Origin of the sequence: Actinomadura harenae (assembly GCF_003696215.1) — a bacterium.
GTDB classification, from domain to species: domain Bacteria; phylum Actinomycetota; class Actinomycetes; order Streptosporangiales; family Streptosporangiaceae; genus Spirillospora; species Spirillospora harenae.
The window spans coordinates 20,002-36,002 of sequence record NZ_RFFG01000082.1; the positions used below are offsets into that span (position 1 = coordinate 20,002).

General features: G+C 69.3%; 21 protein-coding genes. 14 read left to right on the top strand and 7 right to left on the bottom strand.

Annotation, left to right across the window (positions count from 1 at the left end):
• Positions 1-3 precede the first annotated feature (3 nt).
• The 3 genes from EBO15_RS32270 to EBO15_RS32280 all read left to right on the top strand — a co-directional run bounded on the left by EBO15_RS32270 (position 4) and on the right by EBO15_RS32280 (position 2,430).
• Entirely contained in the window at positions 4-966 is a 963-nt protein-coding gene (locus EBO15_RS32270) for a phosphoribosylaminoimidazolesuccinocarboxamide synthase (RefSeq protein WP_122198256.1), read from the top strand.
• Between the two features lie 143 nt (positions 967-1,109).
• Positions 1,110-1,763: a 3'-5' exonuclease gene (locus EBO15_RS32275; protein WP_233616571.1), complete on the top strand. Its 654-nt coding sequence runs from the start codon at positions 1,110-1,112 to the stop codon at positions 1,761-1,763.
• A gap of 16 nt (positions 1,764-1,779) precedes the next feature.
• On the top strand, positions 1,780-2,430 hold the full coding sequence (locus EBO15_RS32280; RefSeq protein WP_122198258.1) for a mycothiol-dependent nitroreductase Rv2466c family protein: 651 nt from the start codon (positions 1,780-1,782) through the stop codon (positions 2,428-2,430).
• Between the two features lie 28 nt (positions 2,431-2,458).
• Here the strand turns inward: EBO15_RS32280 and EBO15_RS32285 are convergent, their stop codons facing one another.
• From EBO15_RS32285 to EBO15_RS32295, 3 genes are read right to left on the bottom strand one after another with little or no spacing between them, the layout of a single operon-like run.
• Positions 2,459-3,055 carry an NUDIX hydrolase gene (locus EBO15_RS32285; RefSeq protein ID WP_233616572.1) on the bottom strand — a complete coding sequence of 199 codons (597 nt, stop codon included), beginning with the start codon at positions 3,053-3,055 and terminating at the stop codon, positions 2,459-2,461.
• 54 nt (positions 3,056-3,109) lie between these two features.
• The gene (locus EBO15_RS32290) at positions 3,110-3,328 is read right to left on the bottom strand and encodes a DUF397 domain-containing protein (RefSeq protein WP_122198259.1); all 219 of its coding nucleotides are present in this window, start codon (positions 3,326-3,328) and stop codon (positions 3,110-3,112) included.
• Positions 3,325-4,185, bottom strand: coding sequence for a helix-turn-helix domain-containing protein (locus tag EBO15_RS32295; protein WP_122198260.1), 861 nt, complete (start codon positions 4,183-4,185; stop codon positions 3,325-3,327). Before EBO15_RS32295 ends, EBO15_RS32290 begins: the two co-directional genes overlap by 4 nt.
• Before the next feature lie 1,053 nt (positions 4,186-5,238).
• Here EBO15_RS32295 and EBO15_RS32300 point away from each other — a divergent pair.
• The 5 genes from EBO15_RS32300 (at position 5,239) to EBO15_RS32320 (ending at position 8,187) form a co-directional block, all read left to right on the top strand.
• A complete protein-coding gene (locus tag EBO15_RS32300) occupies positions 5,239-5,673 on the top strand; it encodes a hypothetical protein (protein WP_122198261.1) in 435 nt (144 codons plus the stop codon).
• A 436-nt stretch (positions 5,674-6,109) separates the two neighbouring features.
• Positions 6,110-6,418: a hypothetical protein gene (locus EBO15_RS32305; protein WP_147481762.1), complete on the top strand. Its 309-nt coding sequence runs from the start codon at positions 6,110-6,112 to the stop codon at positions 6,416-6,418.
• A gap of 6 nt (positions 6,419-6,424) precedes the next feature.
• A complete protein-coding gene (locus EBO15_RS32310; RefSeq protein WP_122198263.1) occupies positions 6,425-6,694 on the top strand; it encodes a hypothetical protein in 270 nt (89 codons plus the stop codon).
• Positions 6,691-7,050 carry a hypothetical protein gene (locus EBO15_RS32315; protein WP_122198264.1) on the top strand — a complete coding sequence of 120 codons (360 nt, stop codon included), beginning with the start codon at positions 6,691-6,693 and terminating at the stop codon, positions 7,048-7,050. Before EBO15_RS32310 ends, EBO15_RS32315 begins: the two co-directional genes overlap by 4 nt.
• Positions 7,051-7,407: 357 nt before the next feature.
• Positions 7,408-8,187 (top strand): VOC family protein, encoded by a 780-nt coding sequence (locus EBO15_RS32320; protein WP_122198265.1) that lies wholly within the window; start codon positions 7,408-7,410, stop codon positions 8,185-8,187.
• A gap of 242 nt (positions 8,188-8,429) precedes the next feature.
• Here EBO15_RS32320 and EBO15_RS32325 read toward each other — a convergent pair whose 3' ends face one another.
• The 3 genes from EBO15_RS32325 to EBO15_RS32335 form a co-directional block, all read right to left on the bottom strand.
• Positions 8,430-8,948 carry a HEAT repeat domain-containing protein gene (locus tag EBO15_RS32325; RefSeq protein WP_158628424.1) on the bottom strand — a complete coding sequence of 173 codons (519 nt, stop codon included), beginning with the start codon at positions 8,946-8,948 and terminating at the stop codon, positions 8,430-8,432.
• A 265-nt stretch (positions 8,949-9,213) separates the two neighbouring features.
• Complete coding sequence (locus EBO15_RS32330; protein WP_233616573.1) at positions 9,214-10,011, bottom strand: glycerophosphodiester phosphodiesterase; 798 nt, start codon at positions 10,009-10,011, stop codon at positions 9,214-9,216.
• A 131-nt stretch (positions 10,012-10,142) separates the two neighbouring features.
• Positions 10,143-10,562 (bottom strand): winged helix-turn-helix transcriptional regulator, encoded by a 420-nt coding sequence (locus EBO15_RS32335; protein ID WP_122198268.1) that lies wholly within the window; start codon positions 10,560-10,562, stop codon positions 10,143-10,145.
• 116 nt (positions 10,563-10,678) lie between these two features.
• Between EBO15_RS32335 and EBO15_RS32340 the strand changes: the two genes are divergently transcribed.
• The 5 genes from EBO15_RS32340 (at position 10,679) to EBO15_RS44575 (ending at position 14,108) form a co-directional block, all read left to right on the top strand.
• Complete coding sequence (locus EBO15_RS32340; RefSeq protein WP_122198269.1) at positions 10,679-11,125, top strand: luciferase domain-containing protein; 447 nt, start codon at positions 10,679-10,681, stop codon at positions 11,123-11,125.
• Positions 11,125-12,057 (top strand): NADP-dependent oxidoreductase, encoded by a 933-nt coding sequence (locus EBO15_RS46910; protein ID WP_122198279.1) that lies wholly within the window; start codon positions 11,125-11,127, stop codon positions 12,055-12,057. The genes EBO15_RS32340 and EBO15_RS46910 overlap by 1 nt, the downstream gene beginning before the upstream one ends.
• A 196-nt stretch (positions 12,058-12,253) precedes the next feature.
• Entirely contained in the window at positions 12,254-13,156 is a 903-nt protein-coding gene (locus EBO15_RS32350) for an alpha/beta hydrolase (RefSeq protein WP_122198270.1), read from the top strand.
• A gap of 10 nt (positions 13,157-13,166) precedes the next feature.
• Positions 13,167-13,946 (top strand): class I SAM-dependent methyltransferase, encoded by a 780-nt coding sequence (locus EBO15_RS32355; RefSeq protein WP_233616574.1) that lies wholly within the window; start codon positions 13,167-13,169, stop codon positions 13,944-13,946.
• 21 nt (positions 13,947-13,967) lie between these two features.
• Positions 13,968-14,108, top strand: a complete 141-nt coding sequence (locus EBO15_RS44575) for a hypothetical protein (RefSeq protein WP_158628425.1) — start codon at positions 13,968-13,970, stop codon at positions 14,106-14,108.
• 366 nt (positions 14,109-14,474) lie between these two features.
• Here EBO15_RS44575 and EBO15_RS32360 read toward each other — a convergent pair whose 3' ends face one another.
• Positions 14,475-15,308: a class I SAM-dependent methyltransferase gene (locus EBO15_RS32360; protein WP_158628426.1), complete on the bottom strand. Its 834-nt coding sequence runs from the start codon at positions 15,306-15,308 to the stop codon at positions 14,475-14,477.
• 509 nt (positions 15,309-15,817) lie between these two features.
• Between EBO15_RS32360 and EBO15_RS47390 the strand changes: the two genes are divergently transcribed.
• The coding region (locus EBO15_RS47390; RefSeq protein ID WP_147481763.1) for a transposase at positions 15,818-16,001 on the top strand (184 nt) is incomplete at its 3' end.

Sequence of the window (16,001 nt, forward strand, 5' to 3'; positions counted from 1 at the left end):
ACGATGCCCATTCTGCGCTCGACCAGGAACCTGACCACCATCCACCCCGCCACGGCGACGACACTGGGGGTGGGGGTCTTCGAGTACACCGACCACTGGTCGGTGTTCCACTACGGCCGGATGCCCGACCCCATCCCCGGAAAAGGCGAAGCGACCTGCCACATGGCCGTCCACACCTTTCGCCTCCTGGAGGCGGCGGGCGTCGCGACCCACTTCCGCCGGCAGGTCTCCGCCTCCCAGATCGAGTTCGACCTCGCAAGCATCCCTGACCTCGGCGGCGCCCCCCTCACCCCGGGCTCTGTCGCCTGTCTCCTTCCCGTGCAGAGCCTGTTCCGCAACGAGCTTCCCGCCGGAAGCTCGGTACACCGGCGGGTGGCGGACGGGACGCTGAGACCGGCCGACGTCGGACTCACCGGCATGCCCGCTGTTGGTGAGCGTCTGGCTCAGCCGCTGATCGAGTACGCGACCATGCTGGATCCGGTGAACCGGTACATCGGTGAGGCGGAAGCACAACGCCTCACCGGTCTCAGCGACAGCCAGATCAAGGCGATGCGCGACATCACCATCACCGTCAACCGGGTGCTGGCCGAACACGCTCACCAGGCCGGACTGAGGCTCTGCGACGGGAAGGTCGAATTCATGCTGTCCGGCGAGGGGCACATGGTCGTCGCCGACAGCCCTGGCACGCCCGACGAATGCCGCCTGACGTGGGGCGGTGTGCCCTGCGGGAAACAGATCCTGCGGGACTGGTACGTCGCCCACGGCCTGGAGGTGCCGGTGAAACGGCTGATCGCTCAGGGCGTGCCCCGCGACCAGTGGCCTCGGCCGGCGCCGCTGCCGCGAGGGTTCGCCGCGGTGATGTCCGAGGTGTATCGCGCGCTGGCCGATACGTGGACGGGCCGACACCACGGGACCGCGTCGGTCCTGGACACCGCCGCACGCGCCGCCGCCGACCTCATCCGGTGACCTCCACCCGCCGCGAGCCAGGCTCGGGCAAGCTCAGCAACACGGCCAGGCCCGTGCAGTGTGGGCCACGGAGGCGATGACATGGACGGACGGTGGACCCGATGGGCTTGACGGCCGACCCAGCCTTCACGACAACCAGTTTCGTGGTGATCGATTTCGAGGCGACCACCCCCAAAGGACATCCGGCCCAGCCGATCGAGGTCGCCGCGCTCGCACTCCGCCACCGCCACGGCGACTGGGAGGAGACCGGCCGGAGCACCTCCCTGATCTGCCCTCCCGCGTTCGCGCCGGTGACACCACTAACTACTGCCCAGTCCGGCTTGACAGCCGAGCAGTTCAAACACGCTCCCACCCCGGCGGTGGCGCTGGGCGCACTAGACGCCCGCTTCGCCACCGGCCGCCGCTATCTGCTCGTTGCCCAGCACGCCGCCACGGAAGCGGGCCTCATCCACCGTCAGCGCGAACACTGCCCGAACCTGGCCCGCCTCAACTTCATCGACACGATTCCGCTCGCCAAACACCTCATCCCCGGCCTGCCGGACTACCGGCTCGACACGCTGCTGACGCACTTCGCGATACCGATGCCGCCCGACCGGCACCGCGCGCTCGCCGACGTCGAGGTCACCGCGCAGGTGTTCTTCCGGCTCATCGCCGCCGCCGACCACGACCCGCAGCTCAGTGACCTGGCCGCGCTGGAGAAAGTCGCGGGTCGCACCGCCAAGAGCAACCTGCCCGCCCAGGGCGGCCTGTTCGACCTCGAAACTCCCTCCAACCCCAGCTACCAGCCCGAGCCGTGAAAGGACGGAACTCGCCGTGACCGCCCACACTCCGCACCGCGACACAGACCGCGAGACGGTTCCGTTCTGGTTCGACCCGCTGTGCCCCTGGTCCTGGATCACCTCACGCTGGCTGCTGGAGGTCGAGCATGTCCGCCCCGTCCGCGCAGACTGGCGGATCATGTCGCTGGCCCATCTCAACCTCGTTCAACGCCACGGTGAAGGGCTCAGCGACGACTACCGGGCGCTGATGGCCCGAGCATGGGGCCCGGTACGGGTGTGCGCAGCTGCCTCCGAACACAGCGGCCACAGCATCCTCGGACCGCTGTATACCGCACTTGGCACCCGTGTCCACCAGCAACGACGCCGCGACGACCCCACCGTGATCACCGAAGCGCTCAGCGAGGTCGGCCTACCCGATTCGCTGGCTACAGCCGCCCTTAACCCCGAACTCGACCAGGTCATCATCGCCTCACACAACGAGGCGTTCAACGCGGTCGGCCTCGACGTTGGCACCCCTGTGCTTCGTGTCCGCGACACGACACTGTTCGGTCCCGTCATGACCCCGACCCCTCGCGGTGAAACCGCTGGGCGACTCTGGGACGGGCTCGTCTTGGTCGCCGGAACCGAAGGCTTTTACGAACTCAAACGAACCCGGAGCCGCGACGTCAAGCCGTCCTTCGAATGACCCTGCACGCCCCTCCAGTCGAGCCACGTCAACGGCTCTTGGCCTGGGCACTGACCGCTCGCGCCATGCGATGCCCAACGAGTTGCTCGGCGATCGCGAGCCGATGCCAGGCGACCCCCAGCACCTCGGACTCCTGAATGCGCCCGACGTCCGCGTCCTCGGTCACGAACCGGAACGCGATGTCGAGATGGTGATGCTCAGGCTCATCCTTCTCCGGCCGCGCCGGGACACGCCCATACTCAACCCAGGCTGGAACCGGCGACCCAAGAGCGACCTTGCCGGGATCGACGCCCGTCTCCTCGGCGAGTTCACGCACGGCTGCGTCGACCAATGTGGTGTCGGTCGGCTCGAGGTGGCCGCCGGGCTGCAGCAGAATGCCGCCGTAGGCACGATGCTCGACCAGCAGCACTTCATCGCCGCGCACCAGCAGAGCACCGACGGTCACATGCATCGGGAACGTTCGCCGCGAGGCGAACTCCCGGCCCTCCGTCAGCCGTCGTATCGGCTCAGCCAGCGACACGGCCTCGCCTGGATAGTGCGCCAGGTACGAGCGGACAGCGGCAGAGATATCGGCGTCACTGATCGCCACAAGAACCCCCAGAAGACGATCGACGAGCTGCGGCACGTGGCCGCCCCAAGCACGGTTGTCTGGGGGGCGGCCAAGAGGGTAGGGCAGTCCTTACCGGGGAAGGTCGAGTGAGCCGGACCGGATACCGAGGATCAACCCGCTGAAGTTCTCCGGGCTCAGGATCAGATGGCCCTGATCGGGGTTTTTCGAATCACGTACCCCAACCACGCCCTTTGCGGTATCTAGGCTGCCCAACTGCACGCACGTTCCGCCGTTCTCGCCGCTGTAGCTAGATGTGCGCCACCGAACGGGGGGGAGGTTCTCGCTCACAGGGACTCCATGATTTCGCGGATCAGCCGTTTAGAGTCAGCGGCCGACATCGCCAGGGCGGCGATGCGGCTGAACCGTATCGCCGCACCGGCGACCTGATCGGGCGCTTCCACCAGGATGCCACCTCCTCCGCCCTCCGAGTGTGCGAGCCCTGGGCCTTCCTCGAAGTCGAGCAACGTCAACTCGCCGGCGAGATACACGGGAGCGCCGGTTGGGATGACTTGGATGTTGATGTTCGGAAGTTCCATCAGGTCCAAGAGATGGCCGAGCTGGTTCCTCGTGACCTCGGCCGTGCCGATGATCTCCCGAAGGACTGCCTCCTTCAGGAGCACTACCAGCTCCGGCGGGTCCGGCCTTTCGAGGATCTCTTGGCGACTCATGCGGAGGCTGAGGTCTCCCTCAATCGTCCCCGCTCGCTGGCCAGCCGTCAGGATCACTCTGGCGCAGTCCTCCGTCTGGATCAGGCCGGGGTACAGGTTGGGGGCGACGATGCGGACCGAAGCGGCCTGGCTCTCCTGCTCGAAGTACGCCTGCATGCCGGTCGGGAGGTTCAGTTCCTCGATGACCAGTGGCTGAAGAACCGTGAAGATGCCCGGCTTGGGGATCTTGAAGTAGCCGTCGAACGCCTTGGAGACCTCCAAGCCGGGGATGCGTCTCTTGTTCTCATAGTGCCCGATCATCTTGTGGGAGATCAGGCATCCGTTGGCGACGTCCTCCTGGGTTTTGTCGTTGTCCTCGCGAAGAGTCTTCAGGGCATCTGCATATGACGTGAAGGCAGATGTTTCGGAATTGGACTGCTTGTCCTGAGGGGGCATCGAGGGCTCCAAAATTCTTGGAGAGACGAACGTGTGGTCCACGGTAAGCCCATCGGTCAGGCTTGTCGCAGGTTCATTCAGATCGAAGACCAGCCATCCGCTGGAGGGAAATCTCTACGGCGGATGACCGCAGGTCGAGGCGGCTCAACCCGTCGTGCTCAACCCAGTTCCTCCGCATCCCGCCCTGCCCCGATCTTCCCGGGAGCTGCCCCATGCGTATGTTGACCCGCCGCCTTCGGCCGCGCCGCCGGCAAGACCGAAGGCGTGCCGCTCACGCCCAGTCCCAGCCCAGCGAACCTGGTGGGCGGTTCCTGCCTGGGATCGATGAACAGGTGAGACGGCGGCTGGGCGAGTTCGCTGACGAACTCATCCGCCGCACTCGACTCAGATGCGCCGTCATCCAGTCGAGGGACGAAGACCCGCACATGTTGTGGGTTCAAGACGTCATGTATCCGGCGCGGGTCCGGTTGATCATCACCTGCGAATGGCGGCAGGACGGTGTCGGTACGTCTGGGCTGACATTTCGCTGGGCCGACAGTCCTGTCCTCATAGGTCCGGCCAGCGACATCCCCGCCGCCGTGGCTGCCGTTATCAGACGCTTCGGTGTCCCTGATGCCGACAATCCCGCAGACGGAGCGCTTGGCGGGGACCTTGGTGGGGTCGCAAACGTTCAGACGAGTCGGAAACGCGGCCCGACCGCCCCGGACCGGTCGTCCAAGGGGCCTGGTCACCATGCCCAGTGACTTCGCCGCGGCGGCGTCGGTGGCACTGGCCGCCGCCGGATGCCTTGGCTTGTCGCGTTGGCGGTGCGGGCGTGGACCGGTCCGCGCGTCCATGTCGGACGACACCGGCGCGGCAGGCGTCGGTCCGCCTGACCGTCATTCCCAGGACCGGGGCATCGGGCAGCCCGGCGGGCTCCTCCCGGAGGTTCCCCCGACCGAGCCGGTTGTAGGGGCCCGTGTCCGTGGCTGCAGGACTCAGCGTGGCGGCGAGGTCCTGGCCCGATGCCCCGCCAGTACGCCTCCGGGCGGGACGGCTTCCCTGATGTGTCCCGCCCGGAGGATTCCAGCCCGACTCAGTTGAGGAGTACACGGCATGGTCGACTTTCGCCCTTCGCGGCCTGTGCAGGTTCACCCGACCCGTGTGGTGACCACTCCCGGTGGCAAGACGGTCAAGGTGGATGAGTTGATGGTGCCGCTCGTCAAGGCGCTGTGGGCGTCGGGTTACACCTCGGTGATGTGTTGTCAGGACGCGGGCCAGGCGATCCGCGCGGGAGGCACCCGCACCCCCATGGAGCACCGTCCCTTGTACGGCGATTTCTACGAGGGGCTCGCGTGGGTGACGCTGCCGATCGACGACATGATCCGACTGCGCGCCCTGGCCCAGCCGGTGGCGGAGTACCGGCGGTGGATGGCCTCAGCGCCGATTCGCCAAGGCGGAATGGGGCCTTGGGCGAGCCTGCACTTTCCGGCCGACCAGATCGGCGACCTCGCCAAGCTGCTGCAGAATGCGCACAACGATGCATCCTGAACTCCGCGTTCCTGCTCGCCTACTTGGCGTCAAGAATGATCACCGGCCTGGCCGAATCTGCCGCAGCCCCCTCATCCGAATGGCCAGAGCCCAGCCCCGGTTGGAGGCTCGCCCTCGGTGGAACCAAGGGCGTGCGCCTGATGGAGGCTTCGAGTCCGAGGGAGTTGTGTGATGCGGTTGTTCAGGGGGCCCCGTGGCCCTGGCCGAGCACGGGACCCCGAGTCGCGGCCCCCCCCAGCCCGCAGGAGCATCGGTCACGGGGCCTCGGGTCTCCGGAGCGCACCGGGCCGTTCGCCGTCCCCCCGTCTGATGGGGACCGGGGCGAGGCGTCGTCTGGTCTCGGGGATCCTGCGGGGCGGCTGCTGGTGGCGTTGGAGGCGGCCGAGGACGCTGCCGCGGAACTCGTCGGGGACTGTCGGCTGATCGGGCCTGGAATGTGCTGGACGTGGTGTTCATGGCCATGAGCCACATGCTCTGTGCGCTGTCGGGGATCGAGCGGCAGATGGAGTCCGCCCGTGAGGCGGCGATCGCCGGGGGTGCGGTCTGGGACGACGTGGAAGCCGCAGCGGTTCGTGAGCGGGTGCGGGCGCTGGATGAGGTCTTGGTGAACCTGTCCATCTGCGAGGGGACCCTGAGCGGCGCGCACATGCTTCTCAGCCATGCCAAACACGCCCCTGAGCTGGTGGACAACGACGACGGCCCGGCCGGAGCACCGGCGGGACAAGACCGACCGACATGGGGGTGAAGAGCGATGAGTGACGTGCCGATGAGTGGCATGCTGCGGGTCACGACGTGTGGCCTGCACCGTGGTGGCACGGATAGGGCCGAGATGTTCGACCTGCTCGGCAAGGCCGAGGCGATCGTGGCCGGCGAGTTCAACGTCCGCGCGCTGGATGAATGCGACCTCCCCGGGGAGACCGACGTGTCCAACGACAAGATCTTGCGCAAGCTCGACATGACAATCGCTGGGCGCTTGCCGGAATATGACGGGGTCACCATGCCGATCGGGATCCCGGCATGAGGTGGCTCCGCTTCGGGGCCTCCTGGCTGCACCGGCAGGCGGCGGGCCCAGACCTGGGATGGATGTTCGATGAGGACGCCGCTCCCGACAGTCCCGCCTACACCCGCCGCGTCCACGAGACCCTGGCCAATTCCCCCATCACCGCCGGTTGGGTTCTGAACGCCGAACCTGAACAGGTCGAGGGGTACATGGGCGTGTCCCTGTGGGTCCCCATGCTCGGTGTCGGCGGGCACGTCACCGGACGGCGTATCTGGATCGAGGCGTCCGCCGTCCAGGACCTCCTGGACATCGCTGACCACATCCGAACCCCCGCGTTCCGCGCCGCCATGGGCGCCCACGGACGCGCTTACACCTGAGGTGCGACACCGTCTGGGGTTTGGGGTGGTCTTCTCCGAGCCACAGATGCTCCCAGAGCGGGCTCGCGCAGGACTTCCTTGGGTTTGTGTGAGACCAGCACGTACAGAGCGCGTAGTTGCTCCGGGACGGGTCTTTCGACATCGGTCCGGTGATCGCGCAGCTAGGGCCGCTGATGGAGAGGGTGACCACGGCGTGGCCCCGGCCGGGGTTGAGGCGGTTGTAGGTACAGAGGCATGCCCACCCTGGGTGACGTTGCCGACACGCGCTTACGGGCCGCGGGCGTTGGGGTGCTCGGTGCCAGACTGGTCTGCGCCGGGGGAGGCCCGGCGTGGACCAGTCAAAGGAGGCGCTCCGCCATGCTCACCACGGACTTTGTCACCGGCTCACCCAGCTGGCTCGACCTGGGCAGTCCCGATCCCGCCGCGGCTGCCGCCTTCTACGGCGCCGTCTTCGGCTGGGAGTTTCGGTCTGCGGGCCCGGACGCCGGCGGCTACGGGTACTTCCTGAAGGACGGCAAGTCCGTCGCAGCCGTCGGGCCCCTCACCGAGGAAGGCGCGAGCCCGGCCTGGACCCTGTACTTCCAGACCCCGGACGCGGACGCCACGGCCAAGGCCGTGGAGCAGCATGGTGGGAGGGTGCGCAGTGCCCCGTTCGACGTGCTCGAGGCCGGTCGGATGGCGCAGCTCACTGACCCGGGCGGCGCGGACTTCGCCGTATGGCAGCCGGCCGCGGTCAAGGGGCTGGAGAAGGCGTCGGAGGCCGACGCCCTGTGCTGGGCCGAGCTCCACACCGGTGACCCGGCGGCGGCCTTCGGCTTCTACCAGGCGGTGTTCGGCTGGCGTTCGCAGGCGATGGACATGCCGGGCATGACGTACACGGTGCTCTCCACGGGCGAGGGTGACCAGCAGGACGCGTCCTTCGGCGGCGTCGCGGGGCTCCAGGGAGACGCGGAGGAGACACGCTGGATCCCGTACTTCTCGGTGGACGACGTGGACGAGACCGTCGCCAGGACGCAGGGCAGCGGCGGGTCGGTCCTGATGCCGGCGACCGACGTCCCTGATGTCGGACGGATGTGCTGGCTGACCGATCCGTTCGGAGCCCCGTTCGCCGTGCTCAAGCCGGAGCCGCCCCAGTAGGGGAGCCGGCGGGAATCGCCTCGCAGGCCCGCCGACCTGGATCTTGTCACCCGCGAGCTCGTCGCCGTGCTCCGCACCCGTCGCCACCGCAGGCGGCCGGTCGCTCAGCATGTCGAGTGGTTCACACAAGTGGTGCCGCGCGTGGCGATCGGGGCCGAGGCCCGCACGGACACGGGCCGATGCTGGTGAGCTCTTGCGTGATCGTCCGGTGCGTACTCGTGGGAGGGGGTGGCTAGACCCGGTCAGTGCCCAGCGCGGATATCTGCGTGAGGTAGGTGACGGACCTTGCGTGTCAGGCCGCGGGCGGCGGACTTTCGGACCATCTCATCGGGGTCGTCGAGCAGCCTGTGTAGGGCCGCCTCCACTGCCGGGCCGCCCAGTGCGCCCAGGTCCCAGGCGAGTTTCATGCGCACGTGCGCGACCGGGTCTCGGGTGAGCGGCAGCAAGGCCTCGACCGCGTTTGGACGGCCATGGAAGGCGACCAGGCCGGCAGCTCGCGAACGGACATCGGGTGTGGGGTCGTCCAGATACGACCGGGCCAGGGCATCGGCTCCGTCTGCGTCGGGCTGACCGGCGAGCGCCTCCAAAGCCGCACACCTCAACGCGGGATCACCGAGCGCTGCGGTGATGAGGCCGAAGTCGGCCGGATCACCGACCTCGCCCAACGCGCGCAACCGTAGCCGTTCGTCACCTTGAGAGGCCAGAACGGTCGCTCGGCTGCCCTCTGGATCGGTCATGATGATCGTTTCGATCTCGTCCATGAGCCGACCCTGGTCCGCAGGGTCACGCGCGGCACCCAGCGCACGCATCAGCCCTGCAAGCTCCTCTGGCATCTCACGACGGTACCGGGCGCCAACATCGATCCGTCTCCGGGCGCCCGGACGCGTCATCGCCCGCGGCCGCGGGCCGCCACGATCCGCGCCGAGGCATCAGCGACCGCACGGTGGTCAGCATGGCGACCTTGGCCAGGTGGGCGCGTGAGCGGGTGTGCTCGCGCCTTTCGTGGCCGGGGCGGGGCTTGGTTGGTCAGTGGTGCCAGAGGCCGCGGGCGGACAGGACGTGGCGGAGGGCGACGAGGTCGTCGGTCATGATTCCGTCGATGCCGATGTCGATGAGGCGGTCCATGACGGTGGGGTCGTTGACGGTCCAGGCGTGGACCTTCAGGCCGAGGTCGTGGGCCTTGGAGACGAACGCCTCGGTGACGAAGGGGAGGGGGCCGAGGCCGTAGGGGACCTGGGCGCAGGCGACGCCGGTGGAGGCGAGGCGGACGAGCTTGTCGGTCGGTCCGCCGTAGGACTTGGCGCGCAGGGCCATCACGCCGCGGGGGCCGAGTGAGGTGCAGACGTCCCGGTCGGTGAACAGGGGGAGGCGCGCGCGCATCTGTGTGAGGCGGCGGGTGGAGAAGGACGTGAGGCAGACGCGGTCCCAGGCCTTGGTCCGGTGCAGGACGCGGGCGAGGGGGCCGATGACGGGGGCTTCCTTCAGGTCGATGTTGAAGCGGGCGTCGGGGAAGGCGTCCAGGAGGTCCTCGAGGCGGGGGATGGGCTCGGTGCCGTGGATGCGGGCGCGGGCGACCGTGGAGTAGGGGAGGGCCGCGATGGTTCCGCTGCGGTCGGTGACGCGGTCGAGGGTCCGGTCGTGGAAGGCGACCACGATGCCGTCGGCGGTGGCGTGCGCGTCGGTCTCCAGGTAGCGGTAGCCGAGGTCGTAGGCCCGTTGGAAGGCCGCGAGGGAGTTCTCGGGGCGTCCGCCGGCGCCGCCGCGGTGGGCGAACGGGATGGGGCCGGGGTGATCGAGGAAGGCGTAGGAGCCACGTGACCGCACGCACCAGATTATGGCGTGTCCCGGCGGCTCCCCTCGCATCCACCTGTATGTACCTTACGTCGTAAAGGTCCGGAGCGGGTTCAATGTCCGTTTAGGCACGTGCTGGAACCACCCTCTGGCCAGCGCCGGGGTCAGGCTTGGGTCCGCTGGTCGTAGGTGTCGCGGGATTCGGCGACGTAGCCGATGTGCGCGTCGGCCCAGCGGATGAGGGAGGCGACCTCGGTGGAGAGGGTGCGTCCCACGGGGGTGAGGGAGTAGTCGACGCGCGGGGGCGAGGTGGGGGTGACGTTGCGGATGACCAGGCCGTCGCGCTCGAGGCTGCGCAGGGTGAGGGTGAGCATCCGCTGCGAGATGCCGTCGATGCCGCGTTGGAGTTCGGAGTAGCGCAGGGGGCCGTCGCCGAGGAGGGCCATGACCAGGACGCTCCACTTGTCGCCGACGCGGTCCAGGACGTCGCGGAGCCGGCACGTGGGGGTGGCGGCTCCGACGGGTTCGCGGGAGGAGCGAACACCGGTGTGCGCTACGCGGGGCAAAGTGCCTTCTTCCGTCATGCGGGCATTGTCGTCGAGACTCACGGGGCGAACAACACGTAACCAACGCACAGAAAGTGCGGTGCCTTGTGATTCTGAACGTCGATGCGCTGCGGCGTCGTCCGGGGGTTCGTCCGGTGACGACGGGGCGGGAGATTCCGCATGACCAGCTGGACCAGTTCTCACCGCCGCAGGTGAGGGCGGCGCTGGTGGGCGCGGCGGAGGCTCTGCCGGGGGTGTTCACCGGGCCGAGCCAGGTGTCGGAGCCGTCGTCGCTGGCGCTGCGGTTGCGGCGTCCGGTGGGGCCGTGGGAGGCGTTCCTGCATCCGAGCCGGGACGAGTTCGGGCACGTCCACCGTGCGGGGTTCATGCATCTGACGGTGCCGTCGCCGCTGGTGGCGCCGCTGGTGGAGGCGGGGTGGGCGGAGCCTCATCCGATCAGCCTGCGGCCGGAGTGGCCGGACACGATCGTGATGCTGTACGCGCCGCGTGACGAGGACGAGCTGGCGGTCGCGGTGGCGGTTCTCCGGGCGTCCTTCGAGCAGGCGTCCGGTGTTTCTGGTGAAGGGGAGTGGGTGGCGTGATGCGTGCGGTGGCCTTCGGTGGTTTCGGTGAGGCTCCGGTGCTGACGGAGCTGGCGGTTCCGGAGCCGGCGGCGGGTGAGGTGCTGGTCCGGGTGGGCGCGTCGTCGGTGAACGGGTTCGATCTGGGGTCGGTCGGCGGGTTCCTGAAGGGGGTGTACGAGTACGAGTTCCCGGTGGTGGTCGGGAAGGACTTCGCCGGGACCGTTGCGGCCGTGGGTGAGGGCGTGTCGGAGTTCGCGGTGGGGGACGCGGTGTTCGGGGTGGTGATGCGTCCGACGTTGGGGCAGGGCGGTTTCGCGGAGTACGTCGCGGTTCCGGCGGCGTACGGCGTCGCGCGGATTCCGGCGGGGCTGGACGAGGTCCGCGCCGGGGTTCTGGGGCTGGCGGGGACGGCCGCGTTGAACGTGGTGGACGCTGTGGCGCCGGGCGCGGGGGAGAGCGTGCTGGTGTCGGGTGCGACCGGTGGCGTGGGGGCGTTCGCGGTGCAGTTCGCGGCGGCGCGCGGGGCGCGGGTGATCGCGACTGCCGAGCCGGGTGCCGAGGCGGCGTTCGTGACGGCGCTGGGTGCGGCGCACGTGGTGGGTCGTGACCGTTTGGTGGAGGGGGTGCGGGACGTCGTTCCGGGCGGGGTGGACGCGGCGGTGCATCTGGCCGGTGACGGTGCGGTGGTGTCGGGGTTGGTGGCGGATGGTGGCCGGTTCGCGTCCACGGTGCATTTCGTGCCGGAGGACGCCGGGGCGCGCGGGGTGAGGGCGGCGGTGGTCATGTCGGATCCGAGTTCGGAGACGTTGGCGCGGTTGGCGGACGATGTGGTCGCGGGTCGTCTGCGGGTGCCGATCGCGCGGCGCTACGCGCTGGCGGACGCGGCGGGCGCGATCGGTGATTTCTCGGGCGGGACGCTGGGGAAGTTCGCCGTGTCGGTCGCGGGGTGAGCCGAGGGGCGACCGTCCTCTGACGGGCGCGCCGGATCTGAGCGGCTGAGGGGTGCCCCGGCGGCTGGGATCCGGCGCTTCCCTTTTCCTTGTGGCGTTGCGGCGGTCGGGGTTGCGACGGGTGGCGGGGGATCAGGGGTGAACGGGCGACGCGTGGCGGGGGACGCGCGGGCCCGGTGGCGGTGACGATGACCGCATGGATCCCGAACTGGAAGCATTCGTGCACTTGTTCCCGCGTGCCGACCTGTCCGACCCGGTCGCGGCGCGGAAGGGGCTGGCCGAGCTGGCGGCGAGCGCGCCGCCGCTGGACGTCCCGGACATGGAGATCACCGACCGTGTGGTGCCGGCCGATCTGGACGTGCCGGTGCGGGTCTACCGTCCGGCGGGCGCGCGGGGCGCGGTCGTGTGGCTGCGCGGCGGCGGGTTCGTCATGGGTGATCTGGACACCGAGCATCCGCAGGCGGTGCGGGTCGCGGACGACTCGGGTGCGGTGGTGGTGTCGGTGGGGTACCGGGTGGCGCCGGAGGACCGGTTCCCGGCGGCGCTCGACGACGCGTACGCGGCGCTGCTCTGGGTGCACGAGCACGCGGACGAGCTGGGTGTGGAGCGGGGACGGATCGCGGTCGGCGGGCACAGCTCGGGGGCGGGCCTGGCGGCGGCGGTGGCGCTGCGTGCGCGGGACGAGCAGGGTCCGCCGATCCGCTTCCAGCTGCTGAGTCAGCCGGAGCTGGACGACCGGCAGGAGACATGGTCGGCGCGGACGTTCACGGACACGCCGTTCATGACGCGGGCGAAGGTCGCGGCGTCGTGGCGGCACTATCTGGGTTCGCGGGTGGCGACGGCTTATGCGGCTCCGGCGCGGGCGGAGGACCTGTCGGGTCTGCCCGCGGCGTACATCACGACGGCGGAGCTGTGTCCGAACCGGGACGAGTCGCTGGAGTACGGGATGCGGTTGCTGCGGGCGGGGGTGTCGGTGGAGCTGCATCAGTGGGCGGGGACGTTCCACGGGTCGCAGGCGGTGCTGTCGGCGGAGGTGTCGCGTTTGCAGATCGCCGAGGTCGGGGCGGTGTTGCGTCGGGCGTTGGCCCGGGATTCGTGAGGAGGCCGGAGTGAGTGGCGTTCAGGACGTCCGGGTGGACCTGCGGAGTCACGCGGGGGAGTACGGCGTCGACGGGGATTACCGGGTGGTTCCGGCGTACTGGCAGGCCCGGATCCTCGCGGTCGTGGGTGTGCTGCTGGCCTGGGTGATCGTGAAGGAGGCGGTCGAGGGCGACGTCGTGGAGGGGACGGCGGCGGGGGTGGTGACGCTGTTGCTGGCGTCCTCGCTGGGGTTGTATCTGCGGACGACGCTGGTGGGGAAGTTCGAGGTGTGGGCGGCGGTCCTCGCCGATCTGCGGTTGCGGGGCGATGAGCGGCTGCTGGATCTGGGATGCGGTCGCGGCGCGGTGTTGCTGGCGGCCGCCCGGCTGCTGCCGCAGGGCCGCGTGGTCGGCGTCGATCTGTGGCGGGCGGATCAGACGGGGAACACGCCGAACGTGACGCGTCGCAACGCGCAACTTGAGGGTGTGGCCGAGCGGGTCGACCTGGTCACCGGGGACATGCGGGGGCTGCCCTTCGAGGACGGTGTGTACGACGTGGTCGTGAGCAGCCTGGCGATCCACAACATTCCTTCGCCCGCGGGCCGGCTGGCGGCGATCGACGAGGCCGTGCGGGTGTTGCGTCCGGGTGGGCGCCTGGTGGTGGCGGATCCGCTGTGGACGGGCCGGTACACGGCGCGGCTGCGGGAGCTCGGCCTAGTGGACGTCCGGCGCCGGAGCGCGGGCTGGCGAATGTGGTGGGGCGGCCCGTGGCTGCCGACAGGCCTGGCCACAGCCACCAAACGCCCCTGACCGGGTTCTGGACGGGGGCGCGTGGGGGATCGGATCGGACCTCCGCAGTGGCCCCAGCTGGCTCGGCGGCGGCAGGTCTGGCGTCGACGGCTCCGCGACGAGGTGACGACCGGCGAGCTGAAGCAGTCGTTCCGCCTGGACGCGAAGGCGCGGCGGCGGTAGCGGACAAGCGGCGCTCGGCAGTCGAGCTTCGGCGGCGAGTGACGGGTGAACCGCGCACCGCCCGCGCCGAAGCGGAGCAGACCCCGACGACAGCTCGTGTCGGCCGAACGTGTGATCGCCGCCGACGGTTCCGAATGAGGAAGACCGCAGGCCAGGGGGTAGGTCCAGGTGGCGCCGGTGCCCTTGTACTCGGTGACGCTGATCGGCTTGATGTTCTCGCGCATACGGGCGGCGCAGAGAGCCCCGTGCAGGTGGCCGACCGGGCCGGGCCACGGCGTCGGCGAACACCGTGGGTGACGGTGTGGACGACGTCCAGGCCCGTGCCCGACCTCCAGCCGGCGCGGCGGGGCACCGTGCCGTGGGCCGCTACGCGGTGGCTGCTCGGGGCGCTCTCGCTCGCAGCGAGTAGAGGATCGGGAGGTAGGTGTCGCCGAACGGGAACCGGCGGGTGCCGTCGGGGGCTTCGGGGAGGATGCGGCTTCCGGGGAAGTCGACCTCGGTGTGCTCGGCGAGCCGGTCGATGATCAGTCCAGCTCCGGCGGCCGCTGTCACGATCTCGCCCACCGAGTGCGGGTACTGGACCACCTCCTGTGCGGTCATCGGCAGGTCCGGGTCCGCATACGTGCCCGTGACGACTTCGCGCTGGGGCTCTCCTCCGCCGTAGGGCCAGTCGGCCACGAGCGGCTCGTAGCTGGCGAGGGTCTGGTAGGCGGGATGCAGGTCGACCAGCACCAGCCTTCCACCCGGCCGCAGCGCCGTCGCCGCACCGCGCATCCACGCGTCAAGGTCCCCGATCCAGCACAGCACCCCGTAGGTGGCGACCACCAGATCGAACCTGCCCGCCAGGCCGGACGGCAGATTCTGTGTGTCCGCCTCGACGAAATCGGCGGTCAGCCCGGCGAGCTCGGCCAGCTCGCGTGCCCGGGCGATCGCCGTCGACGAGAAATCGACACCGGTGCCCCTGGCACCCAGACGGGCCCAGTTGAGTGTGTCCATGCCGAAGTGGCACTGCAGATGCAGCACATCCTGGCCGGTCACATCACCGGCCAGCTCCAGCTCGATCCCGTAGAGCGTCTGCCGTCCCGCCAGGAACGAATCGACGTCGTAGAGCATGTCGTTGGGGGTCGTGCCGTGTGCCTGAGCGCGGGCATCCCAGAGGGCGCGGTTCGCGGCGACGTCGTCGGGGGACTTTCCGTTCATGTCCGGAGTGTGGCAGGCCGATTCGAACGAGCACCAACACAAATTGTCGGTACCGAAGCCGCTATGACGTACAGATGTTCGCATCAGCCCAGGTCGGGCAAGGCTCTGCCGCGGAGCGAGCGACCAGGGTTTCAGCGGCGGCGCGGGATTCGACGCGGGCGCCGAATCTGCGCAGCCGGAACGGATGTCCTGTCTCAGCGCTCGCCCCAGAGAACCCGCATGACCACCCACCTGCGGACGTGCACACCGACCTCCGACGAGGCAGCTCTACTACCTGACCGGCCAAGGCCGGGCCTACGCTCATGCAGTGCGCGCGCTGGGACTGTGCCACCGGAGCAGTAAGAGGTGAGAGCCCGGCGCCACTACGACTTGCTTGGAGGGGTAGTTGAGCTGGCTTCCGGTTGAGGAGTACGTGCAGACCTTGCCGAGCGCCACCATGTACGCGGCGCTGTACTTCTGGGCCAGCCCGAGTTGGTTGGAGGCTCCGATACCTGGAAGGGTGAGGAGTTATGGCACCACCGAGGAAGTATGCCCCTGAGCTGCGGGAACGCGCTGTTCGTCTGGTCTTTGAGGCGCGTGCGGCGGGTGAGGGGCAGGGCGTGATCGCCCGGGTCGCGGATCAGCTCGGGGTGCACCGGGAAGCCTTGCGGACGTGGGTGCGGCAGGCTGAGGTCGATGGCGGGAAGCGTCCCG